This is a genomic window from Christiangramia gaetbulicola (assembly GCF_003054225.1).
In the GTDB taxonomy this organism is placed as follows: domain Bacteria; phylum Bacteroidota; class Bacteroidia; order Flavobacteriales; family Flavobacteriaceae; genus Christiangramia; species Christiangramia gaetbulicola.
In genome coordinates this window covers 1,028,221-1,045,645 of sequence record NZ_QBKQ01000001.1, presented here as the reverse complement: position 1 = coordinate 1,045,645, position 17,425 = coordinate 1,028,221, and the positions used below count along the sequence as shown (strand labels likewise).

The following is a 17,425-nucleotide window of genomic DNA, read 5'->3' as shown; positions in this document are numbered from 1 at the left end:
ATCAATTTATATGGTATTTCCTGTTTTATTGTCCCACACCTTTTTCGATGTCTTTCGGAAGGTCTTTATAACCCATATTGTAAAGGGTAAATCCAAAAATATCTGCATATTCTTCGATGATCATGCTGGTTGGTTTACCTGCTCCGTGACCTGCTTTGGTCTCGATTCTAATAAGTACAGGCTCCTCACCGGCATGCTTGTCTTGTAACTCGGCAGCAAACTTGAAAGAATGCGCTGGAACCACACGGTCATCATGGTCTCCCGTAGTTACCATCGTAGCAGGATATTCCACTCCTTCTTTTACATTGTGTACTGGGGAATACCCGTAAAGATATTCAAACATTTCCTTGTTGTCTTCAGCCGTACCATAATCGTAAGCCCAGCCAGCACCAGCAGTGAAAGTGTGATATCTAAGCATGTCCATTACCCCAACCGCAGGCAATGCCACTTGCATAAGATCTGGACGCTGGGTCATGGTTGCTCCAACCAGTAGTCCACCGTTGGAACCTCCTCTTACCGCCAGTTTGTCGCTGGAAGTGTAATCGTTGGCTATAAGATATTCCGCGGCGGCGATAAAATCATCAAATACATTTTGCTTCTTTAGCTTGATACCGGCATCGTGCCATTCTTTACCATATTCTCCACCTCCACGTAGATTAGGTACCGCATAAATACCGCCCTGTTCCAGCCAAACGCTCATTGCAGTGCTGAATCCTGGGGTTAGGCTAATATTGAATCCACCATATCCATAAAGTATGGTTGGGTTCTCGCCATTCATTTCGGTTCCCTTTTTATAGGTAATGATCATAGGCACTTTTGTACCGTCCTTGGAATCATAGAAAACCTGTTTGCTTTCGTAATTCTCAGGATCAAAATCGATATTTGGCTTATTGTATACTTCAGAAGTACCTTTTTCTATATCGTATTTGTAGATAGTACCCGGAGTTACATAATTCGTGAAAGAGTAATAAAGCACTTTTTCATCTTCTTTGGCGCCAAATCCTCCGGCAGAACCAATTCCAGGAAGTTCCACTTCACGAATTAAATTCCCTTCAGAATCATATTGTTTTACCTGTGAAATGGCATCTACCATATACTCTGCAAAGAAATCGCCACCTGCGGTAGAAGGACTTAACACGTTTTCGGTTTCAGGAATAAAATCTTCCCAGTTCTCTGGAGTAGGGTTGGAAGCATCTACGCTTACGATCCTTTTATTGGGAGCGTCAAGGTTGGTTACGATAAATAGCTTGCTACCCTCGTTTTTGATCACATAAGAATCGGTTTTTTCGTGGTCCAGGATAGTTACCAGTTCAGGATCTTCCTTGGTAAGGTCCATTAAGAATAACTTTCCACCAGAAGTTGAATTCCTTGCAGAAATGGTAAGGTAGTGATCATCTTCAGTAACACCACCACCAACATACCTGTGTTTCTGTTCTGGGGTAGCTCCAAAGATGACTTTATCTTCAGATTGTGCAGTTCCCAGTTTATGGTAATATAATTTATGCTGATCTGTTTTGGCAGAAAGCTCGCTACCATCTGGTTTGTCATAGCTGGAATAGAAGAAACCGTCATTTCCTTTCCAGGACATACCGCTGAATTTTACATCCCTGATGGTATCTCCCAGGATCTTTTTATTTTCAGCATCCATAACGATAATCTTTCTCCAGTCGCTTCCGCCTTCTGAAATGGCATAAGCAAGAATTTTTCCATCTTTAGAGAAGCTCAACCCTCCAAGGGAAGTAGTGCCATCTTCACTAAATTTATTCGGATCAAGGAAAATTTCGGCTTTCCCTTCTTCTCCTTTTTTGCGGTACATCACGCTCTGGTTCTGCAAACCGTCATTTTTGAAGAAATAAATGTAATCTCCCTCGGTAAAAGGGGCACTTAGTTTTTCATAATCCCAAAGCTGAGTAAGTCTTTTTTTGAGTTGGTCGCGATAAGGGATCTGCTTCAGATAATTGAAGGTAACCTTATTCTGTGCCTTTACCCAGTTTTCGGTCTCTTCGCTGCGATCGTCTTCCAGCCAGCGGTATGGATCCTCAACCTTGGTACCGAAATAATCGGTAACCGTATCTACTTTTTTAGTTTCGGGGTATTTCAATTCATTTGGATTTTGACTATTTGCTGTGTTAGAATAGGTGATTAAACCCAGAACACAAATAGCGGTACTTATTTTTTTCATATTTCAAATTTGATAGAACATAAATTAAGACAAAAAAAACCTGAAAGTTAAACTCTTTCAGGTCTTTAAATTTATTGAAATATTTGGAATTTCTATACCAGTTTATTTTCTATGAGATATTCTGCGATCTGTATGGCATTGGTAGCCGCACCTTTGCGCAGGTTATCTGCAACGATCCACATGTTTAAAGTATTCGGCTGGGAGTGATCTCTTCTAATTCGCCCAACGAAAACATCATCTTTACCTTCTGCGTAAATAGGCATAGGATATGTGTTTACTGCTGGGTTATCCTGCACGGTAATACCAGGAAAATCGCTAAGACGTTTTCGCACATCGCCCTCTTCAAATTCTTTGCTGAATTCGATATTTACAGATTCTGAATGTCCACCCACAACCGGAATTCTAATTGCGGTCGCGGTGACATTTACTGAATCATCACCAAGAATCTTCTTGGTCTCATTAGTAAGCTTCATTTCTTCCTTGGTGTAGCCGTTATCCTGGAATACATCACAATGCGGTAAGGCATTTCTGTGAATTGGATAAGGATAAGCCATATCTCCGCTTTCCCCGGCATATTCATTTTCCAGTTGTTTTACTGCCTTTACTCCGGTCCCGGTAATGGACTGGTAAGTGGAAACTACCACACGTTTAATATTATATGCATCGTGCAATGGCTTTAAGGCCATAAGCAGCTGTATAGTCGAACAATTTGGATTCGCGATGATCTTATCATCTGCAGTAAGTAGATCTGCATTGATCTCTGGAATGACCAGTTTATGTTTTGGATTCATTCTCCAGGCTGAAGAGTTATCGATCACGGTAGTACCGGCCTCGGCAAATTTTGGTGCCCAGGCTAAAGAAGTATCTCCACCAGCTGAAAATAATGCGATCTCAGGTTTCATAGCAACAGCAGTTTCTAAACCAACTACTTCAAATTCCTTATCTCCGAATTTGATCTTTTTTCCTACAGATTTTTCTGAAGCTACAGGAATAAGCTCAGTTAACGGAAAATTTCTTTCTTCTAGTACTTTCAGCATTACGCTTCCTACCATCCCGGTGGCTCCAACAACAGCTATTTTCATAGGATACTGTATTTTATTAAAATTTTGATTGCAAAGGTATTGGTTGGTGAATAACCTAAAATATTTTAAAGCTAAAAAATAATCGCGCTATAAAAATTTAAACAGATTTGTACAATTTGTTAAAAAAAGACCCCGATTCTCATCGGGGTTTAGTGTTCAAAATGAATAGTGTAGCGGTAAGCGTATTTCTTTATGGTGTTTGTTTTCTTAGTTCGTCTCTAATTTCCAGAAGAATTTCCTCCTGAGTTGGCCCTTTTGGTGCTGGAGCTTCTTCTACATTTTCTTTTTTCTTGGTCTTTTCATAAGATCTCAAAACCAAAAATATGAAAAAGCCAATGATAATAAAATAGATAATGGCCTGAATTAGATTACCATAAGTGATGACTGCAGCTTCAGCTTCCTTGGCTGCGTCCAGACTGGCATATGCTTTCCCATCCAGGGAAATGAATTTTTGAGTAAAATCTATTCCGCCGGTAAGCACCCCAATAATTGGCATTATAACATCATTTACCACTGAGGTAACAATCTTGTTAAAGGCCGCACCAATTACCACGGCAGTTGCCAGCATTACAATATCCTTCTGAAAAAGAAAGGTTTTAAAATCTTTTAAAAAGCCCATATTAAAGTATTAGTAGTTAGTTGAGCCCTAATTTATATAAAAAAAATTAATGTAAGATAGAGACTTATTCGGGGATGATCTTTTTGGAAACCCTGCGTTGTATTCCGGTGATAAGCTCATAAGAAATAGTACCTCCGGCTTCAGCAAAAGCAACAGGATGTTGAGGTCCGCCAAAAACGATGACTTCATCGCCTTCTTCACAGTCTATACCTGTAACATTGATCATGATAATATCCATGCAGACGTTGCCTACGATTGGAGCATATTTCCCGTTTACATAAACGCCGGCTTTTTGTTTGCCGTAGATCCGGTTAATACCATCTGCATGCCCAATGGGCAGCGTCGCGATTCTGGTAGGTTTCTCTGCTTTAAAGACCCGGTTGTATCCTACGGTATCACCTTTTCCAATTTCACGGATCTGGGAAATAATGGTTTTTAAGGTACCTACCGGTTTTAATTCGGGATCTACATTCTTATCATTTCCATAGCCATAAAGACCAATACCCGTTCTTACCATGCTGAAAGCGGCTTTTGGGTAATTGATGACTCCTGAAGTGTTGCAGATATGGAGAATTGGCTCGTAGTCCAGGTTTTCTATTAGTTGCCAGGTCATTTTCCTGAAAAGATCTATCTGCCCGATAGTAAAATCTCTTTCCTGCCAGTCCTCGCTCGCGGCAAGATGAGAGAAAACAGAAGCGATTTTTATTGACTTGGTGCCGGTCACCAGGTCAAATACTTTTTTTATTTCAGGTTGATCGAAGCCTAAACGATTAAGACCTGTGTTCAGTTTAATATGTACCGGATAGTCTTTTAGATTGGATTTTTCAGCAGCAGAAATAAATGCCTTTAAAGTTCTTTCGCTATAAAGATTTGGTTCCAGGCAATGTTCGATGATCTCTTCAAAATGGAGTACCTGAGGATGCAAGACCAAAATAGGTAGAGTAATGCCGTTTTCACGAAGTCTTATTCCTTCTTCCACATAAGCCACCGCGAAATAATCTGTCCCTAATTCCTGAAGTTTTTTAGCGATAGCCACAGAATCGCTTCCGTAGGCATGAGCTTTCACCACCGAAAGGAATTTTACATCCTTGTCTAATTTAGATCGTAAAAAACGATAGTTATGAGCCAGGTTCCCAAGATCGATTTCCAGAACGGTTTCTTTGGCTTCAGGCATTTTCTTCTTTTGCTTTAGATTTTAATTCTTCGGGTTCCTTTACATCAAGTTTTTTAACCCTTTCTTTCAACATGGCTTTGTAATAAGCGGCCCTGCTTAAAGGTTCATATTCTTCATTTTCCCCAAGAAATACCAGGTCATCGTTGATCGCTTTTCTATAGCTGAACTGCGCCAGGTTCCCGGTACGGGTACAAACAGCATGTACCTTGGTTACATATTCTGCCGTAGCCATCAGGTTGGGCATTGGGCCAAATGGATTTCCTTTAAAATCCATGTCCAGGCCGGCAACTATCACCCGCACTCCCTGGTTCGCCAGGTCATTGCAAACGGTCACGATCTCATCATCAAAGAACTGGGCCTCATCTATCCCAACCACATCACAGCCGTCTGCCAGGATCCTGATATTGGCCGCAGAAGGCACCGGCGTGGAACGTATCTCATTAGAATCGTGAGACACCACCATCTCCTCGTCGTATCTTGTGTCGATAGCGGGTTTAAAGATCTCTACGTTCTGTTTTGCAAATTTTGCACGTTTCAGTCTACGGATTAGTTCTTCGGTTTTACCGGAAAACATAGAGCCGCAAATAACTTCAATCCAGCCAAATTGCTCTTCGTGATTTACTGTATTTTCGAGAAACATTTTGTATTTTTCAAATCGAATTGGGGAAATACCTCATTCGCATAAAGGTGGAACAAATTTATTAAAAATACAACCCTGGGATAGGGGTGAATCCTTAAAGTTATGAAATGAACCCGGCATAATTTTTATGACTATAGAAATGATTGCGACTATTTTCCACTAACTTATAAATGATCAAAAATAATTTCAGATGAAAAATAAAATCGAAGCAGACCTGGTTGGTATTGCCGAAAAGATCCTCAAAGAAAAGGGGAAGATGGATGCTGCTCAACTCAAAAAAATGGCGCAAGATCTTTATGAAAAGCTAACCGTACTGGCTTTTACCGAAAAACATCTGGCAGAAGAACCTGTAGTAAAAGAAGTAAAGGTTAAGAAGGAACCTAAACCGGTGCAGCAGAAAAACCTGTACGATGAATTTTATCCTGACGGAACCGAATACAACAGGGATTCTGATGCGATCACCGAGCCAAATACCGAGAAAATAAAGGATATTGTAGCTCAAATGCCTCCTGAAGCAGAGTCGGTAGATTTTATAATGGAAAGCATTAATGCTGCTCCAGAACCACCAAAAAGGTCGGAATCTGCGGAATCTAAAAAGGATTTCAGAAATATTGGAGTAGACTATGATAATCTGCCCGATTTTGAACCGGTAAATCATGTTGAAAAGAACAATAAGCCGAGATCTTTGAACGACAGGCTTAAGAAAGGTATAAATATTGGTTTGAATGAGCGTCTTGCTTACATCAAGCATCTATTTGATGGAAATACTGCTGACTATAACAGGGTACTGTCACAGCTAAATACCTTTACCAGCCTGGAAGAGGCAAGGAAATTTATCGAACTAGTGGTAAAACCAGATTATAAACACTGGGAAGGAAAAGAAGAATACGAAGAGCGTTTTATGGCGCATATCGAGAATAAGTTCGATAACCAGCAGTAAAATAATCTATGGGAAAATTGTTTCTGGTTCCAACACCCATTGGAAACCTGGAGGATATCACTTTTAGAGCGATAAGAGTTCTTAAAGAGGCAGATCTAATACTGGCCGAGGACACCCGGAATAGTGGGAAACTATTAAAACATTTCGAGATTCAAACCCAGATGCAAAGCCATCATATGCATAATGAGCATAAGACGGTAGATAATATTGTGTCCAGGATCAAGGCAGGAGAAACGGTTGCTTTAATAAGCGATGCAGGAACTCCGGCCATCTCAGATCCGGGATTTTTATTGACTCGTGCCTGTGTCGAGGCGGGTGTAGTAGTAGATTGCCTGCCCGGTGCCACCGCATTTGTTCCTGCCCTGGTGAATAGCGGTCTTCCTAACGATAAATTTGTTTTCGAAGGTTTTCTTCCGGTCAAGAAAGGCCGGCAAACAAGATTAAAGATACTTGCCGAAGAAACCCGTACCATGGTGTTTTATGAATCTCCCCATAAACTCATAAAGACCCTGGGAAATTTCGTGGAATATTTTGGAGAAGATCGCAAGGTTTCGGTTTCTAGGGAGATCACTAAAATGCACGAAGAGACCATTCGCGGCACTGCCACAGAAGTTTTACAATATTATACAGATCATCCTCCTAAAGGGGAGATCGTGATCATCGTAGAAGGAAAAGCTTGATTTTTTGGAAGATCTTTTATGCAAAATAAGAGACTGCAAGGTTTGTAAGGATCACCTGCCTCTTGGCCCCAGGCCGATCATCGAGGCTAACAAAAACTCGAAGGTCGTATTGATAAGTCAGGCGCCGGGAAGAGTGGTTCACGAATCTGGTGTGGCCTGGAAAGATCAAAGTGGGAAAAAGCTAAGAGAGTGGCTGGGAGTAGACGAGGAAACCTTTTACGATCCCAATAATTTCGCGATCCTGCCCATGGGGTTTTGTTATCCGGGTAAAGCGAAGACCGGTGATCTTCCTCCAAGGAAAGAGTGCGCTCCTTTATGGCATGATGAGGTTTGGAATGAACTGGAGAATGTTGATCTTAAGATCATCATAGGTTCGTATGCCGCCAATTATTACCTGGGAAAAAGGTCAAAACTGACCGAAAAGGTTGAAAATTACACAGATCACTTACCTGATTTCTGGCCTTTGCCGCATCCATCTCCGGTGAACAGATTCTGGCGAATGAAAAATCCCTGGTTCGAGGAGGAAGTAGTTCCAGAACTTCGGGATAAAATTGCTGAAATTTTAAGCTGAAGAATTAAAATCCTGTAACTTGTTTTTGCTAATTTCGGCATTCATCTAATCTTATAAATTTATGCGCTGGACCTTAAAACCCAAACCAGATCCTATTACTGTTAACAGCCTGGCAGACAAATTAGGAGTTGGAGTTCCAGTTGCAAAATTACTGGTACAAAGAGGGATCACTTCTTTTGAAGAAGCTAAAAAATTCTTTCGCCCAGACCTTAAATTGCTGCATGATCCTTTCCTGATGAAGGATATGGAAAAAGCCGTGGAGCGTATTGAGCAGGCTATGGAAAACGAAGAGAATATCATGGTCTATGGCGATTATGATGTAGATGGCACCACCAGTGTCGCTTTGATGTCTTCTTTTCTAAAATTCAGATACCCACACGTTACTACTTATATCCCAGATCGCTACGAAGAAGGTTACGGGGTTTCTTACCAGGGAATAGATTATGCCGAAGATAATGATATTAGCCTTATTATTGCCCTGGATTGCGGGATTAAGGCTATAGAAAAGGTGGCCTATGCAAAAGAAAAAGGTATAGACTTTATCATTTGTGATCACCACCGACCGGGAAGTGAGATTCCCGATGCTGTTGCTGTTCTAGATCCAAAAAGAGAAGATTGCAGTTACCCATATGATGAGCTTTGTGGTTGCGGAGTTGGATTTAAACTTATACAGGCAATTACTCAAAAGAATAATGAGCCCGAGGAAACTTTACTGCCCTACCTTGACCTGGTTGCCACTGCTATTGGAGCAGATATAGTACCCATAACCGGTGAAAATAGAATTCTGGCCTATCATGGTTTACATGTTATAAATGTTGCTCCCAGAAGAGGGATCAGCAGTTTGTTAGGAGATCGTAAGAACGTAAGTATTACCGATGTGGTCTTTATCGTTGCGCCAAGGATCAACGCGGCAGGTAGAATGAAACATGGTCTGCATGCGGTAAATCTGCTTACTGAAGAAGATCAGGAAATCTCCAAAAAATATGCTGAAGAGATCGAGGCATATAATTCAGATAGAAGGAGTGCCGATAAAACTATAACTGAAGAAGCGAAACTGCAGATCATCGAGCAGAAGGAAGAAGAACGTTTAACCACGGTTGTTTACGATGAGAACTGGCATAAAGGCGTGATAGGGATCGTAGCTTCCAGGCTTACCGAAACCTGGTATCGTCCAACTCTCGTTTTTACAAAAAGCGGGGAAAGACTGGCGGCCTCGGCCAGGTCTGTAAAAGGTTTTGATGTTTATGAAGCCCTGGAAGGATGTAAAGAACATATTGAACAGTTTGGAGGACATAAATACGCCGCAGGATTAACTCTTCTGGAATCTGAATATTTAAATTTCAAACAGAAGTTTGAGGAGGTGGTTTCAGAAACTATAGACCGTAATCTGCTTACTCCTGAAATAAGTATAGATGAAGAACTGGAACTAAAGGATATCACGCCTAAGTTCTATAGAATTCTCAAGCAATTCGCGCCTTTTGGTCCCGGGAATATGTCGCCGGTCTTTATTAGCCGGGGATTAACCGATACCGGATTCGGGAAATGCGTGGGAGAAGATAAGACCCATCTTAAATGCCAGGTGAAGCAAGCCGATTCGAAAGCTGTTTTTGATGTCATAGGTTTTAACCTTGGTGATAAACTGGACCTTATTAAAGAGGGTAAAAAGTTTGACGCGGTATATAGTCTCGATGAGAATACCTGGAACGGGAATACCAAAATTCAGCTTAAACTCAAGGATATAAGAGAATCTGTTTTGTGATAAGTTTGCTTTATGGCAGTGTTTTTCCGAAATTGTAGTTCCTGGAACTAAAATTTCAAATTGCTATGAGAAACTTATCTTTGCTTGCATTCCTTTTTCTTACCCTAAACCTTATCGCTCAACAAAATATAAGTTCACCCGATGGTAAACTTGATATAAGCTTCGATATTGACGATTCCGGTAAGCCTTTTTATAAGGTGGATTTCAATGATAAAACGGTTCTGGACCGTTCTTACCTTAGCTTTGACCTTAAGGATGCCCCGGCGCTGGATGATGATTTCCAGGTAGTGGATTTCCAAAAAGAAGAATTCGATGAAACCTGGCCAATGCCCTGGGGAGAACAGCTAGAGGTTAGAAATAATTACAGGCAGATGGAAATCTATCTCGAAGAAAAGACCGGTCTAAAGAGAAAATTAAAGATCACTTTTAGAGCTTACGACGATGGGATAGGATTTAAATATCATTTCCCGGAACAGGAGAATCTTCAGGAAATGATCATTACCGACGAGAATACTGAATTTGCTCTTACCGGTGACCATAAAGCCTTCTGGATCCCCGGAGACTGGGATATTTATGAGCACCTTTATAACACTACCCCGGTTTCAGAAATAGACGCTATCGCAAAGAGAGATCATAAGGATCTGGCCTCCTCTCATATTCCATATAATGCGGTAAACACGCCGGTGACCATGAAGGCAGACGATGGTTATCATTTAAGTTTTCATGAGGCGCAGCTAATAGATTATGCCGGGATGACCTTAAAAGTAGATCCTGAAAATCTAAAGCTAACCAGCGAACTGGTAGGTTCTGAAATCACCGGCTATAAGGTAAAAAGGGAGACTCCATTTGATACACCCTGGAGAATGGTGGTCATTACCGAAAAAGCTACCGAACTTATAGATTCCAAGCTCGTACTTAATTTAAATGAACCGAATAAAATTGGAGATATTTCCTGGTTCAAGCCAACTAAATATTCCGGCATCTGGTGGGAAATGCATCTTGGGAAATCTACCTGGGACATGACCGGGAACCAGGATATGAATACCTATACTAAAAATGCCAAACCCCATGGAATGCATGGTGCTACTACTGAAAATGCGAAGGCGCTTATTGATTTTTCCGCCGAAAATGGTATTGGTGCGATGCTCGTGGAAGGATGGAATACCGGATGGGAGCATTGGATAGGATTTGAGGATCGTGAAGGCGTTTTCGATTTTGTAACTCCTTATGCCGATTATGATCTTGATGAGGTAGTTGAATATGGGAAATCTAAAGGAGTAGATATCGTGATGCACCACGAAACATCTGCCGCTCCCAGAACTTATGAAAAACAACTGGACACTGCTTATAAATTGATGCAGAAATACGGTATGCACGTGGTGAAGTCTGGTTACGTAGGTAAGATTATTCCTAAAGGCGAATACCATCACGGGCAGTGGATGGTGAACCATTATAACGATGTGGCCATTAAAGGCGCAGATTACCAGGTGGCCGTAAACGCGCACGAACCTATTAAAGCCACGGGATTACGCAGAACCTATCCTAATATTATCGCGAGGGAGGGATTAAGAGGGCAGGAGTTCAATGCCTGGGCTAGTGATGGGGGAAATCCGCCGGAACATTTGCCTATAGTAGCTTTTACCAGGATGCTTGCCGGCCCCATTGATTTTACCCCGGGGATCTTCAATATCAAATTCGATGAATATAAAACAGAAAACCAGGTGAACACCACTCTGGCGCATCAGCTGGCTTTATATGTGGTTATTTACAGCCCGGTGCAGATGGTGCCAGATCTGCCGGAACATTATGAAGGGAAGCCTGAATTTCAATTTATCAGGGATGTAGGTGTAGACTGGAAACAAACGAAAGTGCTCAATGGCGAGGTTGGAGATTTTGTCACCATAGCCAGGGGAGACAGGAATAGTGATAACTGGTTCCTGGGAGCTATTACCGATGAAAACTCACGTGACCTAACCGTAAAACTGGATTTTCTGGAAGATGGAGCTACCTATAAAGCCGAAATTTATGAAGATGCTCAAGATGCTCACTGGGATAAGAATCCAACAGCTACCAATATAAGAAGCGTCAAGGTGACTTCTGAAGATGAATTAGAATTGAATCTTGCTCCGGGTGGAGGAGCCGCGATAAGTTTTATGAAGCAATAGGCTGAAAACGGGGGAATTTACTCGTTTAGTTTTTTAAGGCTCAACTTTTCACCATCAAACTCAGCGTAAGTATAATGACTAATCCAGTCACCGGTATTTACGTAGGTTGATTTTCCATTAAGGTCTATTTCTAAAGGAAGATGACGATGCCCGAAAAGAAAATAATCGTAGTGTTTCGATTCTAGTTTCCGGCGACAATACTGGATGAGCCATTCCTTGTCTTCGCCCAGGAATTGCTGGTCTTCTTCACCCGAGATCATTTTATTCTTCACCGAGAAATATTGCGCCAGGGGCACTCCCAGGTCTGGATGCAACCACCGGTAAAGCCATTTTGAAAGCGGATTGGTGAAAACCTTTTTCATGCGTTTATAGCCTTCATCGCCCGGGCCCAGACCATCACCATGACCAACTAAAAATGTCTTGTTATTGAACTGGAATTCTTTTGGCTGGTGAAAGACAGGTATATTGAGTTCGGTCTCAAAATAATCGTCCATCCACAGGTCATGATTTCCCACGAAGAAATATACCGGGATACCGCTATCCTTAATTTCGGCAAGTTTACCCAGGGTTCTAATGAAGCCTTTAGGAACAACGTGTTTATACTCGAACCAGAAATCGAAAAGATCGCCTAATAGAAAAATCGCGGCAGCATCTTCTTTTATACTGTCCAGCCATTTTACGAATACGGCTTCTCTCTTTCTGCTTTCTTCCATGGTTGGAGCACCAAGGTGATTATCGCTGGAGAAATAAATTTTTTTGCCTTTCGGAATATCCATAAATGATTTGTTCGGGGTAAAGATATAAGATTTCTCGCGTTGGTCGAAATGACAATTTTTGTTTGTGAAATTAGTCATCCTGAACTTGTTTCAGGATCTCAAAAAAAATAATAAGAGGAATCGCACTTCGACAGGCTCAGTGCGCCAAGTAAATAATTTGAAGTTCTTCTCTACAAATTGGGAATTGCGCAAGGGATAGCAGCGGTTAGCTCCCGTTCGCGAAAAAGCGAGCGGGACTAAAAGCGTATAGCCCGACCCGTTAGGGTTGCGCCCTAATTATTATCGCTGGCATACCACTCGGCGAAAGAAGTTTCGGTTTCCTGAAGCTTTAGGGAGTGCAGCTGGATATGAGAAGGCAAATGTTTTTTGATCTTTTTAGCAAAATCGATAACCATATTCTCGCTGGTTGGCTGGTACTCGACAAGGATCACATGGTGGCCCCGACTCTTAAGTTCTTCGGCCAGCTCTATATGAGGGGTATTCTTGTTAAAAACCGTGGCGTGGTCGAATTGGTCTACAATTTCAGACTTCACGATCTTCTTGAGATCACCAAAATCTATCACCATTCCAAATTTCACATTATCACTGTCTGTAATTGGTTTCCCGATCACGGTAACGCTCAATTTATAGCTATGACCATGCACATTGCGGCATTTCCCGTCGTAGCCATACAGCGCGTGACCGGTTTCAAAAGAGAATTGTTTGGTGATTCTAATGTTGCTCATTTCAACTGATTTTGCTGCAAAGATAATTGAAATTTTCAGCTTGAATTTTTAACATTCTTGAATTGAATTATAATTTACATTTGCGAAATTTTTGTAGCTAATGATCGCAAACGCATCCGAGCTGTTCGAACAGTTGGAATTTACCGAAAATCCTCTTTACGAGAGAATTATATCTGATCTTCTTGAAAAGAAATACAGTGTGGTAGATGACTTTTTTAATGCAGATGAGGTTGATCTTTTACGTTCTACCCTGCTGGAAAAATATGAAGAGGATAATTTCAAAAAGGCTGCGATTGGTAACCGTACCAACGAGGTGATCGCAAAATCTGTACGCGGGGATTTTATTCTCTGGATCAACGAAGCTGAAGCGGGACCTGCAGAAAATGTCTATTTTAATAAGATCAATTCCCTGGTTGCTTATCTTAACCGAACCTGTTTTATGGGTATTCTCCATAAAGAATTTCATTACGCGGTTTATCCTGAGGGGACTTTCTATAAGAAACATTTGGACACTTTCCAGAATGACGGCCGAAGAAAATTATCTATGGTCTGCTACCTTAACAATGAAGACTGGAAACCTGAAAATGGTGGGGAGCTTGCTATTTATACCCAGGAAAACGGAGAAGAAAAAACGATCAACTTGTATCCTTTCCCGGGTAGGGTAGTGATCTTCGAAAGCCAGGAACTCGAACACGAGGTGAAACCGGTAAAGGTTCCACGATTAAGTATCACCGGCTGGCTAAAGACGAGATAATTTATTTGCGGAATTTTTTATAAACGAAAACCCCAATCAGGATCAGGGCCAGTAACAGCCAGAACCCCATGCCGCTTAAAAAGCTGAATATTTCCCAGGTATCCTGATCCATCAGTTCTTATATTTTCGTGAATTCCTAACATTCCAGCGATGGCGGGCGTAAAAGAATAGTGCCAGCAGGACCAGGATCGCCAGTAAATACCAGAAATTCTCAGTGATGAACTCCTGAAAGGTCCAACCCCATTCCTGTACTTCACTTGGGTCTTTATCTTTTGGTAAATGTTCCTGCATCATGGTTTTATTTTAATGGGCCAAAGTAAAACTGGTCTATTTTTTAAATTTTGCCAGCGCTTCCTTAGTGAATTCAGAGAGCACTAATTCTCCTGAAATTCCGGCATTTTCATATAAAGTATGGGCCCAGTGATCTGTGTTTTTCCAAAGGGTTTTCTTCATCTGCACTAATGCTCCAGGATTGTAAGAAGCTAGTTTTTGAGTGAAAATATCCACCTCTTTATCCATAGCTTTTATGGTTTCAAAAACCCGGGCATATAATCCTTTTTCCTTGGCCCAATAGGCATTTTTCCATTCGTGCGGAGCAAGGCTGAGTTCGGCCAGAGCACCAACGCCCATTTTTCTTTCTACCGCCGGAGCGATCACAAAAGGTCCTATCCCGATGCTTAATTCAGATAATTTTATGGCCGCTGCATCTGTTGCAAATACATAATCGCAGGCGGCAGCCAAACCTACTCCTCCACCAACTGTTTTTCCCTGGACTCTTCCCACGATCAGCTTTTTACATTCGCGCATCGCGTTGATCACATTTGCAAAGCCAGAAAAGAATTTTCTTCCCGATTCAAGGTCATTGATCTCGATAAGTTCATTGAAAGAGGCGCCCGCGCAAAATGCTTTTTCACCTTCAGATCTTAGAAGAATAATGTTCACATCGTCGTTGTCTGAAAGTTGAATGATCTCCTTTTCCAATCGGTCTAAAAGAACAGAGGGAAATGAATTACTGGCAGGGTGACCAAATTCTACAGTAGCGATCTTATCTTTGATATTGGTATATAAACTTCCGTTGTCGCGGCTGGTTGTCATAAAAAATAGGGTTTTCACCAAAGTTAAGGATATTGTGCCAAAGCAGGAGCTTGCTTAACACAATCTAAACGTCCTTATGCAGGTATTTCCTTCTGAAATATATAACCAGCGTACTGCTTCTAATAAGCATCCATACAAAAAAGGCGATCCAGATACCGTATAATTTCAAACCGAAGTGATCTGAAATTAAAAGGGTAGGAGTAAAGCCTAAAAAGGTAGCTACAAGTAGAACATTTCTAAGATATTTTGCTTCTCCAAGGCCCTTGAAGATGCCGTCGAACATAAAAGCGATCGCATTCACGGGTTGCATTAAAAGTACGATCCAGAAAACTGAAGAGAATATGGCCAGCACACTAGCTTCCTTATTAAAGAGCAATCCTATCTGGTCATAGAAAAGCGCGCAAAGTCCCATTAAAATTAGGGCAATAAGTACGGCGTATTTGCTTATTTTCTTACTAAGTTCCCATAAATTTTTATAGTCATGCGCTCCCAGTAATTTGCCTCCAATCGCATTCCCGGCGTTGGCGTAGCCATCAATGAAGAAGCTGAAAAACAACCAGATGTTCATGAGTATACTTTGCGCAGCGATATAATTCTTACCATAATCTGTGGCATAGGCATTGGCCAGGTAGATAGCAAAATTAAGGGCTGCTGTTCTTATGAAAAGATTGGCCGCCATAATTAGCAGGCCTCGCATTCTTGGATTTATATTGAAGCTCAGTTTTAAATGAAAGGGAGTTTTTTTGAAAAAGAACCATAGTGCCATTACTAACATGGTTCCCTGGGCCGCTAAACTGGCATAAGCTGCACCTTTGAGGTGTAGCGGAGGTATTAGTCCGTCGACTCCGTAAACCAGGAGATAATCCAGCACAATGTTTACTGCTGCCCCGGTCAAACTACATTTCATGGCCCACAAAGTGTTCTGTAATCCTCTAAAAACTCCAAATATGGCAAATGTGACCAGGGTTAGGGGATAACCCAGGGCACGTATCTGGTAATAATCTTCGGAATATTGTAAAATAAGACCTTCGGCATTATAGGCACTGAAAATAGCTCTGGCAAAGAAGGCCGTGGTCGCATAAATGACCAGGCTGAAAATAAAATTGAACGCTATTGCCTGCGGAATCAAAGTTTTAACTGCATGCAGCCTGTTTGCGCCTAGATGCTGGGATACAATAGCTGAAATAGCAGTTTTGGTTTGAGCCACGATCCAGATGATCGCAGAAAGAAAGGAACCAACGATACCTGCTGCCGCAAGGGCTTCAATGGAATTTTCATCTACGTTCCCTATTACTGCGATATCGGTAAGGGAGATAAGAGGTTCTGCTATTCCTGCGATAATTGCCGGAATTGCGATCTTATTTATGTTCTTAAAGCTTACTGAATTTTCCAAGGGCTCATCAAATGCTGGACAAATATAGAATGCAATGGCTTAAATAAGCAATTCATAGCAATAAAATGGATGTTCACTTTGTTTAGGGAAAAAGATATTACCAAGTCTCTGGTATCCCCTGGCTTCGTAAAACCTTTGATTTCGGAGATTCTGACTAAAAGTATCGAGTCTTACTGATTCATATTTGTGCTGTTTCGCATAATCTTCAGCAAAATCCATCAGTTTTTGCGCATATCCTTTACCCCAGTGATCTGGATGTGTTGCCAGGCGGTGGATATAAAGATTATTTTCGGTTTTACTGAGCCAAACGATAGGAATATATTCTTCATCCTTAGTAGGCGTGATCACAATGATACCAATGATTTTCGCTCCTTCTTCGAGAACGAAAAGTTCCTTTTTAAGTATATCTGCTTCCAGTTTTTCCAGAGAAGGATAGTGCTCGTTCCATTGATAGATATGCTTCTTGATCATAGCCTGCGCACAGGCTTCGGTAAGTGATTTTATTTCCTGTAGGTCTTTTATTTGGGCTGTTCTTATCATATAATTTCAGAAAAATAAACATTTCCATATTTCGGAAAAATTGTTACATTTGCTCCCAGTCGGGGGATTAGCTCAGCTGGCTAGAGCGTTTGGCTGGCAGCCAAAAGGTCATCGGTTCGACTCCGATATTCTCCACGAAAACCACCGTTTTATAGCGGTGGTTTTTTTATTTACAAAGGTCATCGGTTCTCCCGAGGCTTCCGGGTGATTTTCTCAATTAAAACTGTCATTGAACATTGGTGTTTTCATTTGGAAAAACTTACATATTTCTCATAGAGAATTTGTAGCTGAAGAATCTCTAATAAATGCCCTTTAAGGGCAGCGGCTTTC

General features: G+C 41.3%; 17 protein-coding genes and 1 tRNA gene. 7 read left to right on the top strand and 11 right to left on the bottom strand.

All coding sequences use genetic code 11. The features are described from left to right. Nucleotides 1–25: 25 nt before the first annotated feature. From C8P64_RS04765 to C8P64_RS04745, 5 genes are all read right to left on the bottom strand, one after another. Nucleotides 26–2,182 (bottom strand): prolyl oligopeptidase family serine peptidase, encoded by a 2,157-nt coding sequence (locus C8P64_RS04765; protein WP_108170883.1) that lies wholly within the window; start codon nucleotides 2,180–2,182, stop codon nucleotides 26–28. 92 nt (nucleotides 2,183–2,274) lie between these two features. After that, entirely contained in the window at nucleotides 2,275–3,264 is a 990-nt protein-coding gene (locus C8P64_RS04760; RefSeq protein WP_108170882.1) for an aspartate-semialdehyde dehydrogenase, read from the bottom strand. A gap of 190 nt (nucleotides 3,265–3,454) precedes the next feature. After that, the gene (gene mscL / locus C8P64_RS04755; RefSeq protein ID WP_108170881.1) at nucleotides 3,455–3,883 is read right to left on the bottom strand and encodes a large conductance mechanosensitive channel protein MscL; all 429 of its coding nucleotides are present in this window, start codon (nucleotides 3,881–3,883) and stop codon (nucleotides 3,455–3,457) included. 64 nt (nucleotides 3,884–3,947) lie between these two features. Then, complete coding sequence (alr, locus tag C8P64_RS04750) at nucleotides 3,948–5,057, bottom strand: alanine racemase (protein ID WP_108170880.1); 1,110 nt, start codon at nucleotides 5,055–5,057, stop codon at nucleotides 3,948–3,950. Beyond that, nucleotides 5,050–5,697, bottom strand: coding sequence for a thymidine kinase (locus C8P64_RS04745; RefSeq protein WP_108170879.1), 648 nt, complete (start codon nucleotides 5,695–5,697; stop codon nucleotides 5,050–5,052). The genes alr and C8P64_RS04745 overlap by 8 nt, the downstream gene beginning before the upstream one ends. A 190-nt stretch (nucleotides 5,698–5,887) precedes the next feature. Here C8P64_RS04745 and C8P64_RS04740 point away from each other — a divergent pair, with 190 nt between their 5' ends. From C8P64_RS04740 to C8P64_RS04720, 5 genes are all read left to right on the top strand, one after another. Beyond that, nucleotides 5,888–6,637 (top strand): hypothetical protein, encoded by a 750-nt coding sequence (locus C8P64_RS04740; protein WP_108170878.1) that lies wholly within the window; start codon nucleotides 5,888–5,890, stop codon nucleotides 6,635–6,637. An 8-nt stretch (nucleotides 6,638–6,645) separates the two neighbouring features. Continuing rightward, nucleotides 6,646–7,317 carry a 16S rRNA (cytidine(1402)-2'-O)-methyltransferase gene (gene rsmI / locus C8P64_RS04735; protein ID WP_108170877.1) on the top strand — a complete coding sequence of 224 codons (672 nt, stop codon included), beginning with the start codon at nucleotides 6,646–6,648 and terminating at the stop codon, nucleotides 7,315–7,317. 4 nt (nucleotides 7,318–7,321) lie between these two features. After that, a complete protein-coding gene (locus tag C8P64_RS04730; protein ID WP_108170876.1) occupies nucleotides 7,322–7,888 on the top strand; it encodes a uracil-DNA glycosylase family protein in 567 nt (188 codons plus the stop codon). Nucleotides 7,889–7,949: 61 nt separating this feature from the next. Then, complete coding sequence (gene recJ, locus C8P64_RS04725) at nucleotides 7,950–9,647, top strand: single-stranded-DNA-specific exonuclease RecJ (RefSeq protein ID WP_108170875.1); 1,698 nt, start codon at nucleotides 7,950–7,952, stop codon at nucleotides 9,645–9,647. A gap of 65 nt (nucleotides 9,648–9,712) precedes the next feature. Then, nucleotides 9,713–11,812 carry a glycoside hydrolase family 97 protein gene (locus tag C8P64_RS04720; RefSeq protein ID WP_108170874.1) on the top strand — a complete coding sequence of 700 codons (2,100 nt, stop codon included), beginning with the start codon at nucleotides 9,713–9,715 and terminating at the stop codon, nucleotides 11,810–11,812. 17 nt (nucleotides 11,813–11,829) lie between these two features. Here the strand turns inward: C8P64_RS04720 and C8P64_RS04715 are convergent, their stop codons facing one another. Together C8P64_RS04715 and C8P64_RS04710 are read right to left on the bottom strand one after the other, a co-directional pair. Continuing rightward, nucleotides 11,830–12,588 (bottom strand): UDP-2,3-diacylglucosamine diphosphatase, encoded by a 759-nt coding sequence (locus C8P64_RS04715; RefSeq protein ID WP_108170873.1) that lies wholly within the window; start codon nucleotides 12,586–12,588, stop codon nucleotides 11,830–11,832. Between the two features lie 272 nt (nucleotides 12,589–12,860). Beyond that, on the bottom strand, nucleotides 12,861–13,313 hold the full coding sequence (locus C8P64_RS04710; RefSeq protein ID WP_108170872.1) for a 6-pyruvoyl trahydropterin synthase family protein: 453 nt from the start codon (nucleotides 13,311–13,313) through the stop codon (nucleotides 12,861–12,863). A 100-nt stretch (nucleotides 13,314–13,413) separates the two neighbouring features. Between C8P64_RS04710 and C8P64_RS04705 the strand changes: the two genes are divergently transcribed. Further along, on the top strand, nucleotides 13,414–14,067 hold the full coding sequence (locus tag C8P64_RS04705; protein ID WP_108170871.1) for a 2OG-Fe(II) oxygenase: 654 nt from the start codon (nucleotides 13,414–13,416) through the stop codon (nucleotides 14,065–14,067). A 111-nt stretch (nucleotides 14,068–14,178) separates the two neighbouring features. Here the strand turns inward: C8P64_RS04705 and C8P64_RS04700 are convergent, their stop codons facing one another. From C8P64_RS04700 to C8P64_RS04685, 4 genes are all read right to left on the bottom strand, one after another. Continuing rightward, nucleotides 14,179–14,361, bottom strand: coding sequence for a hypothetical protein (locus C8P64_RS04700; RefSeq protein WP_108170870.1), 183 nt, complete (start codon nucleotides 14,359–14,361; stop codon nucleotides 14,179–14,181). A gap of 33 nt (nucleotides 14,362–14,394) precedes the next feature. Then, nucleotides 14,395–15,162 (bottom strand): enoyl-CoA hydratase/isomerase family protein, encoded by a 768-nt coding sequence (locus tag C8P64_RS04695; protein WP_108170869.1) that lies wholly within the window; start codon nucleotides 15,160–15,162, stop codon nucleotides 14,395–14,397. A 64-nt stretch (nucleotides 15,163–15,226) separates the two neighbouring features. Beyond that, complete coding sequence (locus C8P64_RS04690) at nucleotides 15,227–16,555, bottom strand: MATE family efflux transporter (protein ID WP_108170868.1); 1,329 nt, start codon at nucleotides 16,553–16,555, stop codon at nucleotides 15,227–15,229. Between the two features lie 39 nt (nucleotides 16,556–16,594). Continuing rightward, nucleotides 16,595–17,095, bottom strand: a complete 501-nt coding sequence (locus C8P64_RS04685) for a GNAT family N-acetyltransferase (RefSeq protein WP_108170867.1) — start codon at nucleotides 17,093–17,095, stop codon at nucleotides 16,595–16,597. A 61-nt stretch (nucleotides 17,096–17,156) separates the two neighbouring features. Between C8P64_RS04685 and C8P64_RS04680 the strand changes: the two genes are divergently transcribed. After that, nucleotides 17,157–17,230: transfer RNA gene (locus tag C8P64_RS04680), tRNA-Ala, on the top strand. Nucleotides 17,231–17,425 lie beyond the last annotated feature (195 nt).